Source organism: Marivita sp. S6314, assembly GCF_023015985.1.
Taxonomy (GTDB): domain Bacteria; phylum Pseudomonadota; class Alphaproteobacteria; order Rhodobacterales; family Rhodobacteraceae; genus Marivita.
On record NZ_JALKAO010000003.1, the window covers coordinates 280,133 to 300,786 of the forward strand.

At 60.3% G+C, this 20,654-nt stretch carries 19 protein-coding genes; 4 read left to right on the top strand and 15 right to left on the bottom strand.

Annotated features, from left to right (window positions below):
- Positions 1-33: 33 nt before the first annotated feature.
- The 4 genes from MWU54_RS09940 to MWU54_RS09955 all read left to right on the top strand — a co-directional run bounded on the left by MWU54_RS09940 (position 34) and on the right by MWU54_RS09955 (position 3,150).
- Entirely contained in the window at positions 34-1,203 is a 1,170-nt protein-coding gene (locus tag MWU54_RS09940; protein ID WP_247082717.1) for a lytic murein transglycosylase, read from the top strand.
- Between the two features lie 119 nt (positions 1,204-1,322).
- Positions 1,323-1,838 carry a YHS domain-containing (seleno)protein gene (locus MWU54_RS09945; RefSeq protein ID WP_247082719.1) on the top strand — a complete coding sequence of 172 codons (516 nt, stop codon included), beginning with the start codon at positions 1,323-1,325 and terminating at the stop codon, positions 1,836-1,838.
- Between the two features lie 6 nt (positions 1,839-1,844).
- Positions 1,845-2,294 (top strand): rhodanese-like domain-containing protein, encoded by a 450-nt coding sequence (locus tag MWU54_RS09950; RefSeq protein WP_247082721.1) that lies wholly within the window; start codon positions 1,845-1,847, stop codon positions 2,292-2,294.
- Between the two features lie 13 nt (positions 2,295-2,307).
- Complete coding sequence (locus tag MWU54_RS09955) at positions 2,308-3,150, top strand: alpha/beta fold hydrolase (protein WP_247082723.1); 843 nt, start codon at positions 2,308-2,310, stop codon at positions 3,148-3,150.
- A 35-nt stretch (positions 3,151-3,185) separates the two neighbouring features.
- Here the strand turns inward: MWU54_RS09955 and mdoH are convergent, their stop codons facing one another.
- The 15 genes from mdoH to rplS all read right to left on the bottom strand — a co-directional run bounded on the left by mdoH (position 3,186) and on the right by rplS (position 20,283).
- Positions 3,186-5,099, bottom strand: coding sequence for a glucans biosynthesis glucosyltransferase MdoH (gene mdoH / locus MWU54_RS09960; RefSeq protein ID WP_247082725.1), 1,914 nt, complete (start codon positions 5,097-5,099; stop codon positions 3,186-3,188).
- A complete protein-coding gene (locus MWU54_RS09965) occupies positions 5,075-6,595 on the bottom strand; it encodes a glucan biosynthesis protein G (RefSeq protein WP_247082727.1) in 1,521 nt (506 codons plus the stop codon). The genes mdoH and MWU54_RS09965 overlap by 25 nt, the downstream gene beginning before the upstream one ends.
- A gap of 3 nt (positions 6,596-6,598) precedes the next feature.
- Entirely contained in the window at positions 6,599-7,801 is a 1,203-nt protein-coding gene (locus MWU54_RS09970; RefSeq protein WP_247082729.1) for an OpgC domain-containing protein, read from the bottom strand.
- Positions 7,802-7,817: 16 nt separating this feature from the next.
- Positions 7,818-9,179: a tetratricopeptide repeat protein gene (locus MWU54_RS09975; RefSeq protein ID WP_247082731.1), complete on the bottom strand. Its 1,362-nt coding sequence runs from the start codon at positions 9,177-9,179 to the stop codon at positions 7,818-7,820.
- A gap of 113 nt (positions 9,180-9,292) precedes the next feature.
- A complete protein-coding gene (locus MWU54_RS09980) occupies positions 9,293-10,525 on the bottom strand; it encodes a CoA transferase (protein ID WP_247082733.1) in 1,233 nt (410 codons plus the stop codon).
- Positions 10,509-12,110 (bottom strand): thiamine pyrophosphate-binding protein, encoded by a 1,602-nt coding sequence (locus MWU54_RS09985; RefSeq protein WP_247082735.1) that lies wholly within the window; start codon positions 12,108-12,110, stop codon positions 10,509-10,511. The genes MWU54_RS09980 and MWU54_RS09985 overlap by 17 nt, the downstream gene beginning before the upstream one ends.
- Before the next feature lie 109 nt (positions 12,111-12,219).
- Complete coding sequence (locus MWU54_RS09990; RefSeq protein ID WP_247082737.1) at positions 12,220-12,576, bottom strand: hypothetical protein; 357 nt, start codon at positions 12,574-12,576, stop codon at positions 12,220-12,222.
- 41 nt (positions 12,577-12,617) lie between these two features.
- Complete coding sequence (gene smc, locus MWU54_RS09995) at positions 12,618-16,073, bottom strand: chromosome segregation protein SMC (protein WP_247082739.1); 3,456 nt, start codon at positions 16,071-16,073, stop codon at positions 12,618-12,620.
- Between the two features lie 76 nt (positions 16,074-16,149).
- On the bottom strand, positions 16,150-16,953 hold the full coding sequence (locus MWU54_RS10000; RefSeq protein ID WP_247082741.1) for an HpcH/HpaI aldolase/citrate lyase family protein: 804 nt from the start codon (positions 16,951-16,953) through the stop codon (positions 16,150-16,152).
- 51 nt (positions 16,954-17,004) lie between these two features.
- On the bottom strand, positions 17,005-17,202 hold the full coding sequence (locus MWU54_RS10005; protein WP_247082743.1) for a hypothetical protein: 198 nt from the start codon (positions 17,200-17,202) through the stop codon (positions 17,005-17,007).
- Positions 17,203-17,257: 55 nt separating this feature from the next.
- Positions 17,258-18,067: a division plane positioning ATPase MipZ gene (locus tag MWU54_RS10010; protein WP_247082745.1), complete on the bottom strand. Its 810-nt coding sequence runs from the start codon at positions 18,065-18,067 to the stop codon at positions 17,258-17,260.
- Between the two features lie 114 nt (positions 18,068-18,181).
- Positions 18,182-18,931: a hypothetical protein gene (locus MWU54_RS10015; RefSeq protein WP_247082747.1), complete on the bottom strand. Its 750-nt coding sequence runs from the start codon at positions 18,929-18,931 to the stop codon at positions 18,182-18,184.
- 296 nt (positions 18,932-19,227) lie between these two features.
- A complete protein-coding gene (locus MWU54_RS10020) occupies positions 19,228-19,533 on the bottom strand; it encodes a hypothetical protein (RefSeq protein ID WP_247082756.1) in 306 nt (101 codons plus the stop codon).
- Positions 19,534-19,666: 133 nt separating this feature from the next.
- Positions 19,667-19,888: a 50S ribosomal protein L31 gene (rpmE, locus tag MWU54_RS10025; RefSeq protein ID WP_247082766.1), complete on the bottom strand. Its 222-nt coding sequence runs from the start codon at positions 19,886-19,888 to the stop codon at positions 19,667-19,669.
- Between the two features lie 11 nt (positions 19,889-19,899).
- Positions 19,900-20,283, bottom strand: coding sequence for a 50S ribosomal protein L19 (gene rplS / locus MWU54_RS10030; RefSeq protein WP_247082768.1), 384 nt, complete (start codon positions 20,281-20,283; stop codon positions 19,900-19,902).
- Positions 20,284-20,654 lie beyond the last annotated feature (371 nt).

A 20,654-nucleotide genomic window follows, 5' to 3' on the forward strand; every position in this document is an offset into this window, starting at 1 on the left:
GGTGTGAAAAATATCAGAACAGGTGGTGTTTTCATGCGTGGATTTGCGTTCTCTTTGGCGGCTTTGATGACATTTTGTGGCCCGGTCTACGCAAAATGTGGCGGGACATTTACCGCATTCGTTAACGACCTGCGTGCCGAAGCGTCCACGCGCGGGTTCACACCAGAGCAGATCGACGGCTTCTTTCAGGGCGTCAGTCAGGACGCGGCTGTGCTTGCGGCAGACCGCAGGCAGGGCGTGTTTCAGTTACCCTTTACCGAGTTCGCCCGCCGATTGATCAGCGCAAACAGGATCGAACGGGGACGGGACAATGCTGCCAAATGGGCCAGCGTGTTTGATCGGATCGAACAGGAATACGGTGTGTCACGGGGCGTTCTGCTGGCCTTCTGGGCGTTTGAAACCGATTACGGAACCTTTCAGGGCGACTTCAACACGCGGGATGCGCTGGTCACGCTTGCGCATGACTGCCGGAGGCCAGATCTGTTTCGCCCTCAGATTTTTTCCGCGCTTGAGCTGTATGCCAATGGTGATTTTGAGCCCTCGCGCACAACCGGGGCATGGGCGGGTGAGATTGGCATGGTTCAAATGTTACCGGCGGACATTCTGGAAAACGGTGTGGACGGCGACGGTGACGGACATGTGACACTGAAAACATCGGTTCCCGATGCGCTGATGTCGGGTGGCAAGATGCTGCAAAGCCTTGGATGGCGGGCAGGGGAGCGGTGGTTGCAGGAGGTGACCCTGCCGGGGGCGATGGACGTGTCGCTGACCGGGCTGGATACGCAATTGTCGACCGCAGACTGGGCCGCGCTTGGTGTGCAGGGACGGGGCGCGCCTTTGCGGGATGGGATGACTGCATCCATCATTCTGCCCGAAGGCGTTGGTGGCCCGGCCTTTTTGGCCTACCCGAACTTCCGCGTCTTTTTCGAATGGAACCAGAGTTTTACCTACGTTCTGACAGCCGCCTATTTCGCGACGCGTCTGGAAGGGGCCCCGGTATTCGACGCAGGCAACCCGCAACCCGGTCTGAGCGGTGAGGACATGAAGCGCCTGCAGCAAAAGCTGGCCGCACGAGGTTTCGATGTCGGCAAGATTGACGGCATTCTGGGGGCCGGAACACGGGCCGCCGTGCGGTCGGTTCAAAAGGAACTGGGACTGCCGGTAGACGCCTGGCCCACTGCCGATCTGTTGCGGCGGCTTTAGGTGGGTTTGGATCGTGCACGAAGTCGTGACACACTGGCATTCACACCCGCGCGAGGGCCAGGTGCTATTTACAGGGGCTTGGATTAGCGTTCTGGCAACGTCATTCAGGAGTTGACCCCATGAAACGCTTTATCTTGTCCGCCGCATTCGCGGTTCTTACCACCGGTGCCTTTGCCGGACCGCAATATGTGGACGAAACCGGCTTTGCCGTGTCCGGTTATGACGTGGTGGCCTATTTCAACCTGCCGCAAACGCCCGTCGGCACACCGCAGGCGGACGCGATACCGGGACGCAGTGACATTACGGCCGACTACAATGGCGCGACATTTGCCTTTTCGTCCGAAGCTAACCGGGACGCCTTTGTCGCAAACCCAGCGAAATACGCGCCCCAGTTCGACGGCCATTGTGCGTATGGTGTCTCGCGCGGGGGAAAGGTTCCGGCCAATCCAAACCTTTGGCGGATTGTGAATGACAAGCTGTATCTCAACATCACCAAGAACGTGGTCGGGTTCTGGGAAGAGGACATCCCGGGCAATATCACCCTTGCCGGTGACAACTGGCCCGGCATCGAACCGGATGGCGCGTCGGGCAACACGATTCCAAACTTCTCGTCCCCGGCTCCCCTGTCTCAGTAAGCCATTATGGGCCTGACACGACGCACACTCCTGACAGGCCTTGCGGTCACATCCGGTGTAGCCGGGACGGCCTATCTGTTGCTCGATCAGGTGCCCCCTGACGGCGCGTCAGAGATGACCCCTCCCGAATTGCTCGAAGCGGTTCGGGAAAACACGGTCCTGCTGGTCGATATCCGTCGCCCGGATGAATGGGCAAAAACCGGGCTGGCCGAAGGGGCCACGCCAATCGACATGCGTCGCCCGGATTTTCTAGAGGCGCTGCGGGCGCAACTGGGTGCGGATCAGCGGCCAGTTGCCCTGATTTGTGCCCGGGGTGTGCGGTCGCAGCGCATGACCCGATTGTTGTCCGATGCTGGCATAACGCCCATCATCGACGTGCCTGAAGGGATGCTGGGATCCGCCGCAGGGCCGGGGTGGTTGAAGCGATCTTTGCCGGTGGTGCCATGGACGGGCTGAAAGATGACGCCGGATGCTAAAACCCATTGCCAGACTGGCCGTGATTGCAGCGCTTTGCTTCGCAGCGGTGCCACTCGCGGCATGTTCACGCGACACCGCTTGCCAGATTAACACCGGATCGTATCACATCGCGCTGCCCGACGACGTATTGACACCACGTCCGGCGGTGGTGTTCCTGCACGGGTTCGGGGGCAGCGGCAGTGGCGTGATGCGCAATCACGGTATGATCAACGCGATGCTGATCCGAGGCTATGCCGTTGTTGCACCAACCGGGATGCAAATGCAGGGCCGATCCGGTGGGTCATGGTCCTTTCACCCGGACCGCCCGCAGCGGCGCGATGAAGTGGCGTTCCTGACGGCGGTGCGCGACGATATCGTCGCGCGTCACAACGTGGATGCGGACCGGATCCTCCTGTCGGGGTTTTCCATCGGGGGATCCATGACCGCCTACCTTGCCTGCGCGGCCCCTGAAACGTTTCGGGCATATGCACCGCTGGGCGGGAACTTCTGGCGGCCACATCCCGAACGGTGTGCCGGTCCGGTGCGCATGTTGCACACGCATGGCTGGATGGATGGGACCGTCCCACTGGAAGGCCGGGTGCTGCGTGGTGCAGATAGCCGGGATCCGAACGCGTTGATACAGGGCGATGTGTTTCAGGCCCTGTCGATCTGGCGGGAAACCAACAGGTGTTTTCAGCTCAAGGCGGATCGGTTTGAAACCACCGGGATCTTCATGCGCCGCGCCTGGGATCGCTGCGCGCCCGGCTCTGCCTTGGAATTTGCCCTGTTTCCCGGTGGTCACATCATTCCCACCGGGTGGGCCGACATGGTTCTGGATTGGTTTGAAGGCTTGTAGGCCAATCGCACCACGCATGTCCCGATGACGCTGGTCTACTCCGCCGCAATCGCGGCGCTGTCGTCTGCGCGCCGGGTCACCACGTCCTTCATCCAAGCGCGCTCGGCACGGGCGCTGCGCACAACGCGCGGTTCTCGCAAAGACTGCGGCGTATCGAGCCGGAAGGGCTGCGGAACGCGCGCGCCAATCCGCACCGCGCTGAGCTTGGAAAGCGGAACGGCCAAGATCAGACTGACGGCAATCGGTACAAGCCAGAGGGAGACCGCGCCCATGGCAATCCCGGCCGTCATCGTGATCCCGCAGAGTGTTTCGAGCCAGTGAAACCGCAGCGTCTGCAACCAGCTATAGCCACCGGAATTGCGATTTTGCGGCACCCAGGTGCCGGAACGTCCAAGAAACGCAAAGATCACCGCCATCGTTTGCTGAACCATCATCACCGGCGCATAGAGGATCGAACACAGGATTTCGAATACCGCGCTTCCGATAAAGGGCATCCAGCCGCCGTAGTCTTCACGGGTTCTGCGCCGCATCCCCAATGCAAGTGTCGCGGTGATCTTGGGCAGCAACAGCATTGAGTAAATGACGGCAAGGTACACCAATCCATTGATCCGGTCGGTTGTTGGCCAGATCGGATGGAGTGGATTGGACGCGCTGAAATAGTTCGCGGAGTCTTCCGGCATGGTGCCCAGCAAGGCCCAGATCACGATCAATGCAAACCATGCCGGCGACAGCAGGAAGCCGACAGCACCCTGAAGCAAGTGGAACCGCGAGACCGGGTGAAAGCCGCGGGCTGCCAGAATGCGCAGATGCTGCATGTTGCCCTGACACCACCGACGGTCGCGCATGGCGTAGTCGATAACCGTCTGCGGCGCTTCTTCATAGCTACCGCCCGAACGCGGCAGGAAACGCACGCCCCAACCAGCGCGCCGCAGCATGCCGGCCTCAACGAAATCATGGCTGAGGATCAGGTTCTTCTGACCACGCAGCCCGCGCAAATAGGGAAGACGCGCGCTATCTGCGAAAGCGCGGGTACGGATGATGGCGTTGTGACCCCAGTAATTGCTTTCGCGCTGCGACCATACCGCCAACCCTTCGGCAAGCAGCCAGCCATAAACCGAATTGGAAAACTGCTGCATCCGGCCAAAAAGCGTTTCCGATCCGATGAGGGATGGAAAGCTCTGGATCAGCCCCGCGCCGGGATCGGCGGCAAGCTCATGGGCCAATTGCCGGATGGCTGCGCCGCTCATCAGGCTGTCGGCATCCAGCACGATCATCGCGTCAAAACCGGCCCCCCAGTTTTCAATCCAATCCGTCAGGTTGCCAACCTTTTTGTCGGTGTTGGCGGCGCGCCGCCGGTAGTGAACAGAGATCCCGGACGGGGCATCGGCGCGCAGCGCAAAGAAGGCGCGCAGTTCTTGCTCTGCAATCTCCGGGTCGCGTGTGTCGCTTAGGATAAAAAGGGAAAACCTGTCCTTCTGCGGCCCTTGGCTAAGTTCTTTGAGCATCGCAGAAGCGTTGCCGAACACATCCCACGGTATTTCGTTGTAAATCGGGACAAGCAGGGCAACCGTCTGCGCGCCGCCCCGTGTTGGACTAAGCTTTGTGCGGCAGGGGTTCGTCAGACGGCGGATCAGACCAAGAGACACGGTTGTGACCGGCAACGACACCCAAAGAAAGGTCACGGCAACCAGCCCGACAACAACGGCCTCAAGCGCGGACACGCCGCCGTCGGCAAACCATTGCGCGATGGCTGTACTCAGAAAAAGCGTGATCAGAACAGCCGGTGCAAACGCTGCAACGCGCCAGATGACATCAGCGCGTGTGGCTTTGGCCAAATCGGCTTGATGGCAGGGTGATTTGGAAAAATCCTGCGGGGCCATCGGCAGTCTGGCCAATGGCGGCATGTGCGACGCTGGATGTGGAATCACGCGGTCCATCGATACAGCCATATCTCACTCAGCGGGTCACCGTTCAATCGAAGCTGCGCGCGGAACTCGATCAGCGATTCCTTGCCGGGATGGAACTTGAAGGCCAGCCGAGGCCCCCCTGTTTCAGGGTTGCGTTGAAGCACACCTTCGGACACCTCACCGGTGCTGGCGCGGACCAGCTTTTCGATCTGTGACAGGTCTTCGGGCACATCATCGCCGTCAGAGAAATCAATGGCAACGATGATGCCATCTTCGAACGCATTGCCAATCCGGGTGTTGAGCACTCTCAAACCCGTGCCAAACCGACTGTCATCCCCCCAATGCATCCGATAGGTCATGCGGTGCTCTGACCCGGCGGTCAACCCGCCATCGGGACGCCAGTAGCACACAATGTTGTCATAGATTTCGCGGTCTGTCGGGATTTCAACCAGCGTCACCGCGCCCCGTCCCCAGCCTTCGCCCGGTTCGATCCAGGCCCCCGGTCGACGGTGGTAGAGCGCGCTGAGATCGGCAAAATCGCTGAAATTGCGGGCGCGTTGCATCAATCCGAACCCTTGGGGATTGTCGTCCCGGAACGCGCTGATCTGCAGTGTCTTCGGGTTGGCCAAAGGACGCCAGATCGTTTCACCCGCGCCGTTGTGGATCAACAGCCCATCATTGTCGTGGACGGCGGGCCGGAAATCCGAGAACCGATCGCGGTTGGTTTCATCAAACTGGAACATGGACGTCAGAGGGGCAATGCCGACCTGCGTCATGTCGCGGCGGGCAAAGAGCGTGACTGACACCTGCATCGTCAGCGGCTGGCCCGGCGTGATGTCAAAGCGATACGCGCCGGTGCAGCTTGGACTGTCGAGCAACGCATGCACGACAAAAGTGGCCTGCGCTGCGGCTGGCTTTTCGATCCAGAAGGCCCGGAAGTCGGGAAACTCTTCGCCGCGCGGCTCTGCTGTGTCGATCGCCAGCCCACGGGCTGACAACCCGTAGATGTCGCCGGTTCCGATGGCGCGGAAATAGGACGCCCCCTGAAACACCGCAAATTCCTGATGGATGCCGGGGGTTTCAAGCTCTGCCCGAAGGCGAAGCCCAGAATAGCCCAGACTGTCAACAATCGGCAAATCGGGAAACTTGTCCGTCTTGTCGAACACAGCCATGTCAAACAGCACCGGCCGCGCCATCCCGTCGTCGAGGACGGATACCTGGATCGGATGCGGATAGAACAATCCGGGCGCGAAAACGTCGACCTTTAAGGGAGCATCCGGTTCGCGTGCCCAAAGCGCGTTTCTGCCATCAAACCAGATCGACACGTAATCGTCATAGGTGATGTCAGTCCATTGCGTGGGGATCGCACGTGGCGGTTGGTAGTCCCGCGTGGCCAGAGTGCGGGCCAGCGCGATGACGTCCTCTGGCGAGAACGACACCGGATTGCCAAGCTGCAAGCCAGGCTCCGTCGCTTCGGTCGCCAGAGAGGGCGACGCGGCAAGCGCAAGCAAACCTGTCAGGACATCACGACGCAGCATTCTTCAGGCTTTCTTTTTCCAGGGCTGCGACTTGAACCAGCCCGCCCCATAGGCAACAGCAACGATCAAAGCAAAACCTAGTGCGTTTACCCAAAGCATCGACAAGGCCGTGCGGCCAACCTGATCCAGCAGCGCGCCCATCAGCCGGGCAAGAAACATGGACCCAATGAAAACGGCCAGCGATTGTTGTCCAACCTTCATGATGACCGCGAGTAACTTCTGCCAAATGCGCGCCAGAACCTCGGTGCGTCCGCTGGGCCGGATGTTTGCGCCTTTCGGTCCGGCCAGCACCCACGCGACATAGGCCGTTGCAAGAAAATGCACGTAGCGCAGGATGCCAAAATCGGTCTTTTGGAACAGGAACGACCAGTCCCTGCGCCATTCAAGAAATACAGGAAACGTGTTGTAGAGCCGGAAATAGGCGAAGGGCAGGGTGATCACGATAATCGTCACCGCGCCCCAGAATAGGCGGCGGTCTACCGGTGGTGCCGGGATCCAGCCCGACATGAAAGCAAAGCCGGTAAAGAAGATCAGTTGCCATCCCAAAGGATTGAAGAACCACCCCCTTTCCGACCACGGTTCGGCAGGAAAGTTCCAACCCAGAATGTTGGCGCTGAGCCACAGGGTGATGGATGCCAGTGCTGCCAGGCCAAGATGGATGCGGGCAAGCGCAATCATCAGCGGCATCATGGCCAGGATGACAAGATACATCGGCAGAATGTCGAAGTAATTCGGCACGTAGGTAAGGGTCATCAGCCCCAGCAGGTTCGTTTGGGGATCCTTGAAGAACGGGTAGAGGTTCAATTGCCCCACATAGTCGCGCCCGTCCGGGAACAGCGCATTCAGGGACACCATGGCGCAGGCAATGGCAAAGAACAGGCCGATATGGGCCCAGTAGACTTGCCATATTCGGAAACTGACGCGGGTTGTGCCCATCGCCAGCCCCTGATCCCGAAATGCGCGGCCAAAGGCGATGGCCGAGGCCATCCCCGAACAGAACACAAACGTTTCCGTCGCGTCCGAAAAGCCGAACCGCGCCGGGATCCACAGGGTCAGCCAATTGCCCGGAACATGGGCGATCAGGATGATGAACATCGCGATCCCCCGAAAGAAATCGAGCCGCGGATCACGGGTGCCCACCAAAGGCTTGGCCTCTGTTGGCGCGGTGGCACGGGGCATCGTCAGGGACGGGTCAGCAAGGGTCATAGTGGCGTACTGGTCATCATTCTGCGGCAAAGTTCGCCTGTATGCCCCGAGCGTCCGCGATCATCTGCAGGCGCTTCTCGGCAAAGGTGTCGACGGCCCCTGCACGCTGCGAGATGCGCGCGCGCAACAAGGCTTCGGTTGCATTCAGGTTTCCGGCCCGCAGGCCGGCTTCGATTGTCACACGCTCAAAGACATCGCGCTGGGCATGGCTGCCGCCCATCATCTGGAACCGCGGCTGTGCCGACCGAAGTTTGGCGAAAGCCGTGCCATAGTTTGCCGTGCCGAACGCAGCCAGCCCTTCCGCCGCCGCGACCCCGGGATTGTCCATGATCAACGCCATCTCGTCATGGCCTTTCGCGTCATATGCAACCCGCGCCATCATCCGCGTTGCGGCATCGGTGCGACTGTCCCCGGCAAGGGCCAGCATGTAGTGCAGATCGGCAAAGACGAGGCATCCATCCGCGCTCCGGGTCTCGGCAACGTCAGCCAATTCGGTCCAGCGGTTGCCGACATCTATGCCTTCCAGTTCAAGCCGGGTGAGAAGCGAACTGGCGTTGGAAAAATCGCGGTAATCATCCGTCTTTTCGTAACGGATCTGGCTGTCATAGAGATCAAGCACGCGTGCCACGTCCCCCTGATCAAGATGCAGCAAGGCCTTATGCCACCAGACATGAAACCGGAAATTGTTACAGTGATCCCAAGCGGACACATTGCTGTTGATCAATGCGATCCCGGCGTCGGTGCGATGTGTCATGTCGTAGACATGGGTCACCGCATGCAGACCCCACGCATCATCTGGCGCGTATTGCAGACCTAGCAAGCCAGTGCGCTCGGCGTCTGCATATTGCCCGGTTTCTTCCATGCCGAACGCCAGACAACCAAGCGCATAACCGCGCAATGGGTGGCCTTCGCCATGGGCGTGCATCACGCGTTCGACCGACCGTCGCATCCCATGGTTGTCACCAATGATAAACCGGATGCCGTGGGACAGTTTCATACTGATCGTGTCAGCGGGGTTCAGCAGCAGGGCGTCTTCCATTCGGGCAATCGCGACAGACGGATGGCCACGCAACCACGCATCAAGCGCCGCACACCACAGCCGTTCGCGGGGCGTTGCGCCACCCGCTTGCAAGCAGGTCTGCGCCTGCCGGTTGGCCTCTGACGCGACCTCAACCAGTTCACGTCGGCCCAGCATCAGCGACGCGAGGCCCTTCACCGCGTAGGCCAGCGCGTAGTCTGGTGCGCGTTCAAGGAGCTTGCCTAAATGCACAGGAGCACTTTGCCCGTGCGAAAGAATGCCCAAGATAACCCCGTTCCATTCCATGATGGCATCGGGATCGGTCAGGCTGACCTCGCAGGTACAGATGTCGTTCAGCATTCGGTCGTCCCTCTCGTTACGATGCACATGTGCGGTGGTGTCTTTGTTGGTAGACACATCCGGCAACACGCTCACATCACGTGCCCGCTAGCGCGCGGGAACGTGAACATCTTTCACGAACCGGTGACTGGTTTGTGCGGTGACGCCCGCTTTTTCAGCGTTGAGAGAACCTCTGGCAGGGCGTCCGTATCCTGACCAAACCGCGGCGGTGGGCGGCGATAGGTGGCAGGTGTTTTTGACAGTTTCAGTGGGTTTCCAAGCAGTTCCACATGGCCTTCGGTTGTTTCGGGATGATCCATGCGCACAACCGCCCCGCGCGCCTGCGCCTGCGGTGTCGCGAGCGCCTGACCCACCGAATGAATGGGGCCACAGGGCACCCCGGCATTTTGCAACACATCCTGAATAGCGCTTACACGCATCTGGCCAAGTGTTTCAGAAATTTCAGAGGTCAGGCCGTCCCGGTGGGCGATCCGGTCGGGATTTGTGGAATACCGCGAATCTGCGGCAAGGTCCGGGCGATTGATCGCGAGACAAAACCGCTGAAACTGTGAGTCGTTGCCAACGGCGATGATCACGTGCCCGTCCGATCCTGCAAAGACATCATAAGGCACGATATTCGGGTGAGCGTTTCCACGTCGAACCGGGTCTTGTCCAGACGCCAGATGGTTGGTGCCTTCGTTGATCAGCCACGCCATTTGCGCATCAACCAGAGAAAGATCGATATGCTGACCGTCCCCGGTCGCATCGCGGTGACGCAGGGCGGTCAGGATGCCAATCGTCGCGTACATCCCGCACATCACATCCGCGATGCCGACGCCCACCTTCATCGGCGGGCCGTCCGGCGCACCGGTCAAGGACATGATCCCGCCATAGCCTTGCGCCATCAGATCATACCCGGCGATGTTCCGATTGGGGCCTGTCTGACCGAAGCCCGAGATCGAACAGTACACAAGATGCGGAAACGCGGCGCAGAGCGTTGCGTTGTCTAGACCGTATTTCTCCAGCCCGCCGGGTTTGTAATTCTCGACCACCACGTCGGCCTGCGCGGCGATGGCCTTGACCAAGGTTTGGCCTTCGGCGGTGGAGAGGTCTGCGGCCACCGAGTACTTGTTGCGATTGGCGGCCATGAAATAGGCGCTCAGATCGCTGGCATTGTCTGGCGTTTCTGCGAAAGGGGGCCCCCAGCTGCGCGTGTCATCCCCGCCGGTTTTGGGGTTCTCGATCTTGATGATTGTCGCGCCGAAATCGCCCAGTAGCTGGGTCGCGGTTGGCCCGGCCAGAATGCGGGACAAGTCCAGCACCAAAAGCCCGTCCAGCGCACCCGTGGATTCAGAAAGCTCCGTCATAGGACCCCCGATCAATTTCGGCGGCGATGAGTGTGAACCGATCTGCCGTCACAGCGTCGTGCAGGGCCTGTTCCAACGCCTCTTTCGACGCGACGCTGACGCCGTTGCCGCCAAACGCTTTGGCGATTGCCGCGAAATCAGTGTGCTGAAAATCGACACCCCGGTTTGTCATCTGGCGTTGGCGTTGCTTGAGTTCAATCAGGGCAAGCGACGCGTCAACAAACACGACGAAGATGGTCTTCAGCCCCAGTTCTGCGGCTGTTGCCAGTTCGCCCGCCACCATCAGGAACCCGGCATCGCCGGAAAAGGACACAACCGTTCTGTCCGGTTCGACGATCTGCGCGCCCATCGCCAGGGGCACGGCACAGCCCATCGTGCAAAGGCCGGACGATTGTGTCAGCGCGCGCGGAAACCCGCAGCGCCACATCTGGGACAGCAAAATGCGATGGGCACCGCTGTCGGCTGTGGCAAGCGTCGTGTCGGGCAACACGGCCTGACAGGTCGCAATCACCTGGGCTGGCCCCCAGTCAGTGGGCTGCAGCGGAAACGCTGTGGCAAGCGCGGATTTGGTGCGCTCTACCGCCCCGTCCTGCCAAACGGTGCTAGTCTTGTCCGGCAGGATCGCGGCGACGCTCTCGGCGCAATGCCCTATGACATTGAGCGTTGCGTGATGCATGTAGTGATGGTTGGGCCCTGCCGTGATGTCGATCACGGTCTGGGTCGCCGGGTCCCACGGGTTTTGCCAGCCGGTGCGCATCTCGATCGGGTCGTAGCCAATGGCAAGAATGACATCGGCCTGTGCAACAAGCGGCAACAGGATCTTGTCAGCCTTGGGCGACAATCCCGCGCCGCCCAGCGACAGAGGATGGGTTTCCGGCAGCAATCCCTTGGCTTTGTAGGTTGTGATGACCGGCGCGTTCAAACGCTCCGCCGCGTGAACAAGCGCGTCTTCCGCGCCCTCGGTCATGGCATCCACACCGGCAATGATCAGCGGGCGTTTTGCGTTGGCGAGCGCTTGCCGTGCGATATCGCGTTGCGGGCCTGCGGGGGCCACAGGGACGGCGGGTGTTCGCAGAATGCCAGTTCCCGAGGCTTCGGCATCTGCGACGGAAATCGGCACGTCAATATGCACGGGTCCCGGTCGGCCCTCTTGCGCGATGGTGACTGCCTTGTCGGCAATCACATGCGCGGCCCCGGCATTGACGGTAAAGGTGGCCTTGGTGATCGGGCGAAAGACCTGAGGCTGGTCAAGCACCTGATGGGTATAGACAGCGGCCATTTCCGGATCGACGCACCCGGTAAGCACAATCAGCGGCACGCGGTCTTCGCGGGCGTTTTCGACAACGTTGATCCCGTTCAGCGCGCCGGGACCAACGGTGGCGACCATAATCCCCGGTGCCCCTGTGCGGTGATAGGTCCCTTCGGCCATGAACCCTGCGGCGTTTTCATGTTTGCACAGAACAAAGGTGATCCCGGCGTCTTCCAACGCCTCCATCACGGTCAGGACTTCCCCGCCAGGCATGCCAAACGCCCACCTGCACCCAGCCTCGTAAAGCCGTTTTGCCAGTACATCCGCTGCCCGCATGCGATCCCCTTTCACGTGCACAATCCCGCCAAGGCATGCGTCATCGCGGGAAAACGCGCAAAACACTTCCCTGTGTGGCCTCTGAAATGATCCGGTGTGCGGTGCGCGATCAGGGGCGTATCGGGAACCGGTCCCCTGCCTCGGTGATCAGGATCAACCGGCCCTGTGCATCGGTCACGTACAGATCGCAGCGCGAAAACCCGGTCACGAATTCCACGCAGATCGTGCTGTTCTCCGTCACTTCGAAATACCCGTACCCGGTGCCACCGTCATTTGCGTATGTGTAGGTGTAGCGCCCATCGTCAAAAAACCGCGACTGCCCGTCATCGAAAAAGATAAGCGTTTCGCCACGCACGCGGTTGTCGAGGGCGGTTTGGTCGAACAGGACATCACCACTGCGCGGCGCGAAATCCTGCGCATTGGCCTGTGATGCGATGAGTAAAACGAAGAGAACGGACCTGAACATGGGTCCACCCTAAAGGCTAAACCCAACGCGGGCAGACACGATTACGCGACCATGCGTTCCGCTTTTTTCAGATCAACGGAAACCAACTGGCTGACACCCTGTTCCGCCATCGTCACACCAAACAGCCGGTCCATGCGGGACATGGTGACGGCGTGGTGCGTGATGATCAGGAACCGGGTTTCCGTGCGGCGGCACATTTCGTCCAACAGGTCACAGAACCGGGTGACGTTGGCGTCGTCCAAAGGCGCATCGACCTCGTCCAGCACACAGATCGGGGCAGGGTTGGCCAGGAAGACCGCAAAGATCAATGCCAGCGCCGTCAACGTCTGTTCCCCGCCCGACAAAAGGGACAGTGTCGACAGTTTCTTGCCCGGCGGCTGGCACATGATTTCAAGCCCGGCTTCCAACGGGTCGTCGCTTTCGACCATGACCAGATTGGCTTCGCCGCCGCCAAAAAGATGCGTGAAGAGCAAGCTGAAATTGCTGTTCACCTGTTCAAACGCGGTCAGCAACCGTTCGCGCCCTTCGCGGTTCAGGCTTGCAATGCCCGAGCGCAGCGTTTTGACGGCTTCCTCCAGATCCTGCTTTTCGTTCAGCAGGGTGTCGTGTTCTTCCTGTACCTCGCGCGCGTCCTCTTCGGCGCGCAGGTTCACCGCCCCCAGCGCATCCCGCTGGCGTTTGAGGCGGTTGACGTCGTTGTCGATGGCCTCGGCCTTGGGCAGGTTATCGGGATCCGCATCCAGCTTTTGAAGCAGGGCGGTTGGGCTTGTGTCCTGCTCTTCCGCAATCCGCTCTGCTGCGGCGTTGACGGCCTCGCGCGCGGCTTCGGCGCGCGCCTCGGATCGGGCGCGGGCTTCGCGGGCTTCTGACGCGTGGCGTTCTGCGTCCCGTTCCTGTTGGTCTGCGCTGCGTAGCGCGCCTTCGGCAGCGGACAACGTGTCGTTCGCCGCTGCATTCCGCGCCTCGGCCTCTGAAATCGCCTTGCCCAGTTCATCCCGCTGCGCGGCAAGTTCCGCAGGTGTGTTCGAGGCGGCATCCAGTTCGGCTTGTGCGGCCTCCCGTCGTTCGGCCAGTTCCGCGCTGCGCTTTTCGGCGGTTTCCAAACGGTGCCGCCAGCCGCTTAGCTCTTTGCTGACCTTCTGCGCCCGCGCTTTGCGGGCGTCACCTTCGCGGCGCAATTCGTCATGTTCGGATCGCCGCGCCATCATCGTCATGCGGGCCGCTTCGACCGTCATCTTGAGGTCTTCAACCTCGGCCCGGGCGGTGTCGAGATCTTCGAGATCCGCAACAGCGCGTTGCGCTTCGACAAGCTGCGCGCGGGCGGTTGTGGCTTCATCTTCGAAACGGGACACCGACAATGACAGGCTTTCCAGCTTGCCTTCGGCCATGTCGCTGTCTGCTTCTGCGCGGCTGAGTTTGCGGGCGGCATCGGTGACCGATGTGTCCGCATCGCGCCGCGCCTGGCGGGCGGCTTTTTCAGCTTGTGTCAGATCGGCAAGCCGTTTTGTCAGGCTTTCATGCGCATCCCGCGCCCCATCAACACGCGCCGACGCCCGCGCCGTTTCCTGTTTCAGCGCTTCGAGGCGATTGAGCTGTTCTAGCCGCAATGCAGCGGCAGACGGCGCATCCTCGGCCCAGGCGCGATACCCGTCCCAGCGCCACAAGTCGCCATCAAGGCTGACCAGCCTCTGGCCGGGTTTCAGAAGCGGTTGAAGGCGGGGCGCATCATCGGCGTCGACGAGACCAATCTGCGCCATGCGCCGCTCAAGCACGTCTGGCACCGACACATGCCGGGTCAGGGCGGTCACACCGGCTGGCAGAGGCTGCGTGTCATCATAGGCGGGCAAGGCGGTCCACCCGGTAGGCCCGTCGCCTTCGACTTCCGGCGCGCGAAGATCGTCGGCCAATGCCGCACCCAACGCCTTTTCGAACCCCTGTTCGACTTGCAATCGGTCAAGGATTTGTCCGACTTCGGCGGTGTCACGATCCAATAGGCGCGCCAGAGCTGTCGTTTCCGCACTCAGCGCGTTCATTTCGCCTTCGGCTTCCGAGCGTTCGGCCCGCGCATCGGCCTCGCGGGCCTGCGTCTCGGCCCGGGCTGTTTCCGCTTCGGCCAGCACCTGTTCGGCTCGGTCAGCAAGGTCTCGTGCGGCAACCTGTTCGGTCTGTGCCTGCGCGGCGGCCTCGGCGGCGGCGCGCAATGTGGTCTTTGCCGCCTTAACTGCTTCGCGTGCGCGGGCGGCATCCGCTTCGTTGCGGTCGAGTGTCTTTTGGCTGTCCGACAAGAACCGATGCGCCGACTGATGGCGGGCGGCCAGCCGCGCGACGTCTTCGGTTTTCTGGCTGAGATCGGCCTCGCGGGATTGCAGCACGGCCCCCGCGTCGCGCGCGGCCTCGGCGGCATTGGCCAGTTTGTCGTCATGGCCTTCGGCGGCTTTTTCAAGCTCGCGCGCTTCCCATTCCAATTGCTGGATGGTTTCCCCGGCATCACGATTAAGGCCGCTTTCGCGCTCCATGTCTTTGGCCATCTGTTCGATGCGCCGGGTCAGGGTTTGGATCGTGTCCTCTGCGCGGCGTTCTTGTTCCGACAGGGTGTCGCGTTGTAGCGTCAGACGTTGGACAATGGCCGCAGCAATGGCCGCTTCTTCACGCAATGGCGGCAGTGCGGCGTCGGCCTGTTCGCGGGCTTTGGTGGCCTCGCGCGCGGCGGTCTCGGCACGGGCGGCATCCGTGGTGCGCTCGCGCAACTGTGCGTCCGCTTCCGCGCGGGCGACATCTGCGTCTTTCCAGCGACGGTAGAGCAGCAATCCTTCGGCATGACGCAGCTCATCGCCAATCGCGCGGTAGCGGGCGGCTTGTCGGGCTTGGCGGGCCAATTGCGCAAGCTGTGCGGCGAGTTGTTCGATCACATCATCGACGCGCAGCAGGTTCGCTTCGGTGTTCTTGAGTTTCAGTTCGGCCTCATGCCGACGCTGGTAGAGGCCTGAGATACCGGCGGCTTCTTCCAGAATGCGGCGGCGGTTCTTGGGTTTTGCGTTGATCAATTCGCTGATCTGGCCCTGCCGCACCAGCGCGGGCGAATGCGCGCCGGTCGAGGCGTCGGCGAACAGCATCTGCACATCGCGTGCGCGGGTGTCCTTGCCGTTGGCCTTATAGGCGCTGCCCACGTCGCGGGTGATGCGACGGACAACCTCAAGCTGGTCCTGATCATTGAACCCGGCAGGGGCAAGGCGGTCTGAGTTGTCGATATGGATCGACACTTCGGCAAAATTGCGCGCGGGGCGGGTGGCGGCCCCGGCAAAGATCACGTCTTCCATCCCGCCGCCGCGCATCGCGGTCGGGCGGTTTTCGCCCATCACCCATCGCAGCGCTTCCAGCAGGTTGGATTTGCCACAACCATTCGGCCCCACAACACCCGTCAGACCATCGGCGATGATCAGATCGGTGGGGTCTACGAAGCTTTTAAAGCCTGTCAGTCGTAGCTTGGAAAAGCGCACTCTGCCTGCCTGCTTGATTCCTTGTTCGACGCCAAGTGTGTCGCGAGTGCCAGCGTTGAGTCAATGGAAGCGTGGCTTATGTGGTCTTGGAGGTCGAATTATCCACAAGATATTGGGTTTTCCAGGAATGAGAGAGGGATCGCATGGCATCCGCCAACAAAAGGACGTCCGCCCCCAACGCCACAAAATTGGCCCCTGCATCCAGGTCTTCCCGGATCAGGTCCGGGTCACCGTCAATGATGCCAGCGGCCTTTCCCGCCTTTCGAATGCGTGCCAAGCCGTCTCGGACGGTTATGCGCACGTCCGGGTGGGTGATGTCAGGCAATAGGCCCATATCGGCGCACAGATCGGCAGGGCCGATGAACACCCCGTTCACCCCGTCCACAGCGCAAATCTCTTCCAGCGCGTCAATCGCGGCGACGCTTTCAGCCTGAACGATCAGACAGAGTTGATCTTCGGCCGTTTGAAGATAATCCGGAACGCCATTGAAGCCAGACGCTCGACCCAGCATATGCCCGACACCCCGTATGCCGCGGGGCGGATACCGCATGGCCTCGACGATGGCCTGCGCTTCACGGGCCGAATTGACCATCGGACACAGCAGGGTTTGCGCACCCATATCAAGGACTTGCTTGATCAGTGCCGGATCATTGTGCGGAATGCGGACGACGGGCGAAACATCGTGCCCGGACAGCGCCATCAGTTGTGTATTGAGCGTGTCCAGATCGTTCGGTGCGTGCTCGCCATCCAGCAACAGCCAGTCGAAACCCGAAGTTGCCGCGATTTCTGCTGTGTATCCGTTTGCAAGCGCCAGCCAGAGGCCAAACTGCGGTGTATCCGAAGCAAGGGCCGTTTTAAATTGATTGATCGGTGCCGGCATTGTGTTTCCTTATCGCGCGCGGTCAGACTGAAGCCAAGCCGCAGAGACAAGTCAATCGCTTTGCCGCCGGAGTTTGACCGCTGTCCAGATCGCTGTGCCGCCAAAAAACGCGCCAGCGATGCCCACGACTTCGACAAGCGCCGCCGCGTTTGCGATTCCGCGAACCGCAACGGCAACCGCAAGCAGCACCAGCCCAAACAGGCTGAAGATCAGGCGGAACCAAAGTTCTTTACGTGTCGGGCCGTGCATGGTCCCTCCCTTGCATGGCGCAAAGATAGGGCACGCGAGCCGTGCATCCAGCGGATCAGAAGGTGACGGTGACGTTCGGCAGGTTCAGCGCCTTGATCAGGTCACGCAGTTCCTGACGCGCCGCGATGTTGGAAATGTTCAGCTGCTTTACACCAACATCCTTGAGGTCCAGCAATGTCAGGCCACGTGGGAACAATTCACGGAAGATCACCCGTTCGTTGAAACCGGGTGCAACCCGAAACCCGATGCGTTTGGACAGACGTTCCAGCGCCTTTTCCATCTTGGCCTTGTTGACCATCTGTTGCGCACCCAGACGGTTGCGCAAGACCACCCAGTCGATTGGCGGAAGACCCGCCTGCGCGCGCAACTGGCGGGCGTTCCAGACCATCTCGGAATAAACCGAAGGCCCTTCGATCTTTTCCCCGGCGGCATCGGTATGGGCAAGAAGGTCGAAATCCACAAAGCTGTCATTCAGTGGCGTGATCAATGTGTCGGCCAGGGAATGCGCCACCTGGCTAAGCCGGGTGTGTGATCCGGGGCAGTCGATCAGGATAAAATCGCTGCCGGGTTCAAGCTCTGCCACCGCTGCAGACAGGCGATGATCATAGATGTTCTCACCCGGTTGCAGACTGTCCGGCGAAATCTCGGGCAATTCCATGTAGCGCGGGGTTGGAAGCTCCAGCCCGTCGCTCTCCAGCATCTTGAGGCGATTGGTGACGTAGCGCCCCATCGTTTTCTGCCGCAGGTCCAGGTCCAGCGTCCCGACACGATGCCCCATCCGCGACAAGGCCGTGGCGACATGCATCGACACCGTCGATTTCCCGGCGCCGCCCTTTTCGTTCCCGACAACAATGATATGTGCCATGCGTCTGCTCTCACGTGCTTTGGATCAGCTATGCGCATAGACGCCGCCGGTTGCAACGTGAGATACGGTGTTTGCGGAAAATCCGTCGGGAAACGGTGCAGCGGCGACTCACATTTAAAGCACCCCGGTGGCCCCCCAAAGCAGCCCGATCGCCATCGTCAGAGCGGTCAAAACGGCGGAGCAGCCCGCCAGTTTCCATGGCGAGAAGGGACGTTCACCAAAGGTGCGACCATCAATGCCCGAGACCACGACCTTTTTCGGCGTGCCACGATACGTGTAGTGCAAGATCCAGACAGGCAGCAGGATGCGTCGATAGTGAATCCCGGTGGTATCTGTTCGGTAGCGCTCGACACGTGGATTGGGCTTGTCGATCTCGCCTTCGATCAGGTTGCGGATCAGAAGATCTTTGTCGGCTTCATTTGCCTGAAGCCCTTCCTGCACGGTCATATGATGCCGTTCTGCCGCAAATCCAGCAAGGTAGCCGGATCTGTAAGGCCGCAAGTATTGCGCTTTGAAATCGTGCAATATGCCATCGCGGATCAAGGGCGTGACATGTTCTGACGCCGGAACCAGCATGTCATTAAAATCAATATTGATCCGCCCTGTCCGGCGACGACGACGGCGGGTCTTGCCCGATCCTTCTTCGTAGGTGGCCCAGTATTCGATGACCTCTTTGCTGTCGAACGTCCAGAAGGGTGCGTAGATGCTGGCGATCTGGCCTTCCGCAGCAAGACTTGTGAGGTCGGACGGAGCCGCAATGCGCCGGTTGATCCAGTCTGTGATACAGCGGGCGGCATAGTCGCGGTCAATCCTGAACGGGACCAGTGCCATGGTTTCATAGGCTTTTTCTTCGACTGCACGCACGACCGAACCATTGCAATATGGGCAATGCTCCGAAAGCGCTGCCCCGGTGAAAACCACCTCGCCACCGCAGGTTTCACATTGGTGGATTTGGTCTCCTTGCAGGAAGGGTGGTTCGGCCGCGGGTGCGTCTGGATCAAACGGGAATTCATCTGCTGCCTTGTGATCGTCGTCGGTCGCCAACGGCCAAAGGGAGCCGCAGCTTTGGCACAAAAGTTCTTGTTGTGCTGGGTCAAAGGCGCACTGGCCGCCGCAGCTTTGGCACTGGAGTTCGGATTGCTGGACCGTTGCCTGTCCCATCAGTCTGATCCGAGGGCTGCCATGATTTCCAACATGATCTGAAGTCGCATCCAAGAGCGGTCAATCGCCTGTTCAAGATCACCACTCGCAGCCCAATCGCCGATGATTGTCGCCAGAAACCATGTGATCAGCAGCCAGAACACCACCAAGGTCCAACCAGAGATGGTCTTTATCCATCCCGCAGACCCCTGTTTTAGTTCATGATTTGCTTCGTAGACGTTGATGATCTTGACGACTTGGGCCATCCCGATAGCTGTCGAAGCGCCAAATAGGAATAGTCCAGCGATGATGGGGGCAATGTCCAAGGCGAGGACCTTTCAAAGGCAGCGGCATTCCTGGGTAAAAAGAACGTCTCCGTCGCGAAAGGAAAGTGTTTTGGCAAAAGAAAAAGCCGCACTGATCCAGAGCGGCTTTTCCGAAACTCGAAAGACGGCGGGTTTAGAAGCCCAGACCTTCGTACTTTTTCTTGAACTTGGACACGCGGCCGCCGGTGTCGAGCAGGCGCGAGTTGCCGCCTGTCCATGCCGGGTGCACGGTTGGGTCGATGTCGAGCGACAGCGTGTCGCCTTCTTTGCCCCATGTGGTGCGCATTTCAAGCATTGTGCCGTCTGTCATCTTGACGTTGACGACGTGGTATTCGGGGTGAATGTCTTTTTTCATCTCTCGGGTCCTTACGCGTCTGCGCCCTTGAGCGGCTTGTATGTTGTATCTTCCGCGATACGGGCAGATTTGCCGCGACGCGAGCGGAGGTAGTACAGCTTGGCGCGGCGAACGCGGCCACGGCGGACAACCTCGATGCTGTCGATGTTGGTCGAGTAAAGCGGGAACACACGTTCCACACCTTCCCCAAACGAAATCTTGCGAACAGTGAACGAACCGGCAATGCCAGAACCCTGACGACGGCTGATGCAGACGCCTTCGTAGTTCTGCACACGGGTGCGGGTGCCTTCGGTCACTTTATAGCCGACACGGATGGTGTCACCGGCTTTGAAATCGGGAATATCTTTCCCGAGGGCGGCGATCTGTTCCGCCTCCAACTGAGCGATAATGTCCATCGCTTCTCTCCTAAAACTGCTTGCGGTTGGTCCGCAAAGATGTGCGCGTCCTCAGAGCTCTTGGTCTTCGTCCGGGTCCGCGTCCGAGTTGAACCGGTGCGCCCGCCAGAGATCAGGTCGACTTTGTCTTTTGCCGTCCGGGATGGATGCAGCTTGGCCTTGTGCGAAGAACACACGGAATCACCGCACCGGGCTGACACCCGGAACATGCGCCGTAAACCAGAACCCGCAGCACAATTCAAGCAGTTCAGTGCACAGTGGTGGCAGATTGTCGGATGACGCTGGTCATGGCGTCACCACGCGACCTTGTGTGAGCCGTGATGCGACAAAACCTCGGCGGGGAGCGTAAAGCTCCAGACTCGCCTGCCGCA

Coding starts and splice junctions, on each gene's coding strand:
- MWU54_RS09980 (WP_247082733.1), bottom strand. CDS start 10,525: ATGACGGAGCTTTCTGAATCCACGGGTGCGCTGGACGGGCTTTTGGTG.
- mdoH (WP_247082725.1), bottom strand. CDS start 5,099: ATGGCTGTATCGATGGACCGCGTGATTCCACATCCAGCGTCGCACATG.
- MWU54_RS09940 (WP_247082717.1), top strand. CDS start 34: ATGCGTGGATTTGCGTTCTCTTTGGCGGCTTTGATGACATTTTGTGGC.
- MWU54_RS10000 (WP_247082741.1), bottom strand. CDS start 16,953: ATGCCGGCACCGATCAATCAATTTAAAACGGCCCTTGCTTCGGATACA.
- MWU54_RS09945 (WP_247082719.1), top strand. CDS start 1,323: ATGAAACGCTTTATCTTGTCCGCCGCATTCGCGGTTCTTACCACCGGT.
- MWU54_RS09990 (WP_247082737.1), bottom strand. CDS start 12,576: ATGTTCAGGTCCGTTCTCTTCGTTTTACTCATCGCATCACAGGCCAAT.
- MWU54_RS09985 (WP_247082735.1), bottom strand. CDS start 12,110: ATGCGGGCAGCGGATGTACTGGCAAAACGGCTTTACGAGGCTGGGTGC.
- MWU54_RS10005 (WP_247082743.1), bottom strand. CDS start 17,202: ATGCACGGCCCGACACGTAAAGAACTTTGGTTCCGCCTGATCTTCAGC.
- MWU54_RS10010 (WP_247082745.1), bottom strand. CDS start 18,067: ATGGCACATATCATTGTTGTCGGGAACGAAAAGGGCGGCGCCGGGAAA.
- rpmE (WP_247082766.1), bottom strand. CDS start 19,888: ATGAAAAAAGACATTCACCCCGAATACCACGTCGTCAACGTCAAGATG.
- rplS (WP_247082768.1), bottom strand. CDS start 20,283: ATGGACATTATCGCTCAGTTGGAGGCGGAACAGATCGCCGCCCTCGGG.
- MWU54_RS09965 (WP_247082727.1), bottom strand. CDS start 6,595: ATGCTGCGTCGTGATGTCCTGACAGGTTTGCTTGCGCTTGCCGCGTCG.
- MWU54_RS09955 (WP_247082723.1), top strand. CDS start 2,308: ATGCTAAAACCCATTGCCAGACTGGCCGTGATTGCAGCGCTTTGCTTC.
- MWU54_RS09975 (WP_247082731.1), bottom strand. CDS start 9,179: ATGCTGAACGACATCTGTACCTGCGAGGTCAGCCTGACCGATCCCGAT.
- MWU54_RS09950 (WP_247082721.1), top strand. CDS start 1,845: ATGGGCCTGACACGACGCACACTCCTGACAGGCCTTGCGGTCACATCC.
- MWU54_RS09970 (WP_247082729.1), bottom strand. CDS start 7,801: ATGACCCTTGCTGACCCGTCCCTGACGATGCCCCGTGCCACCGCGCCA.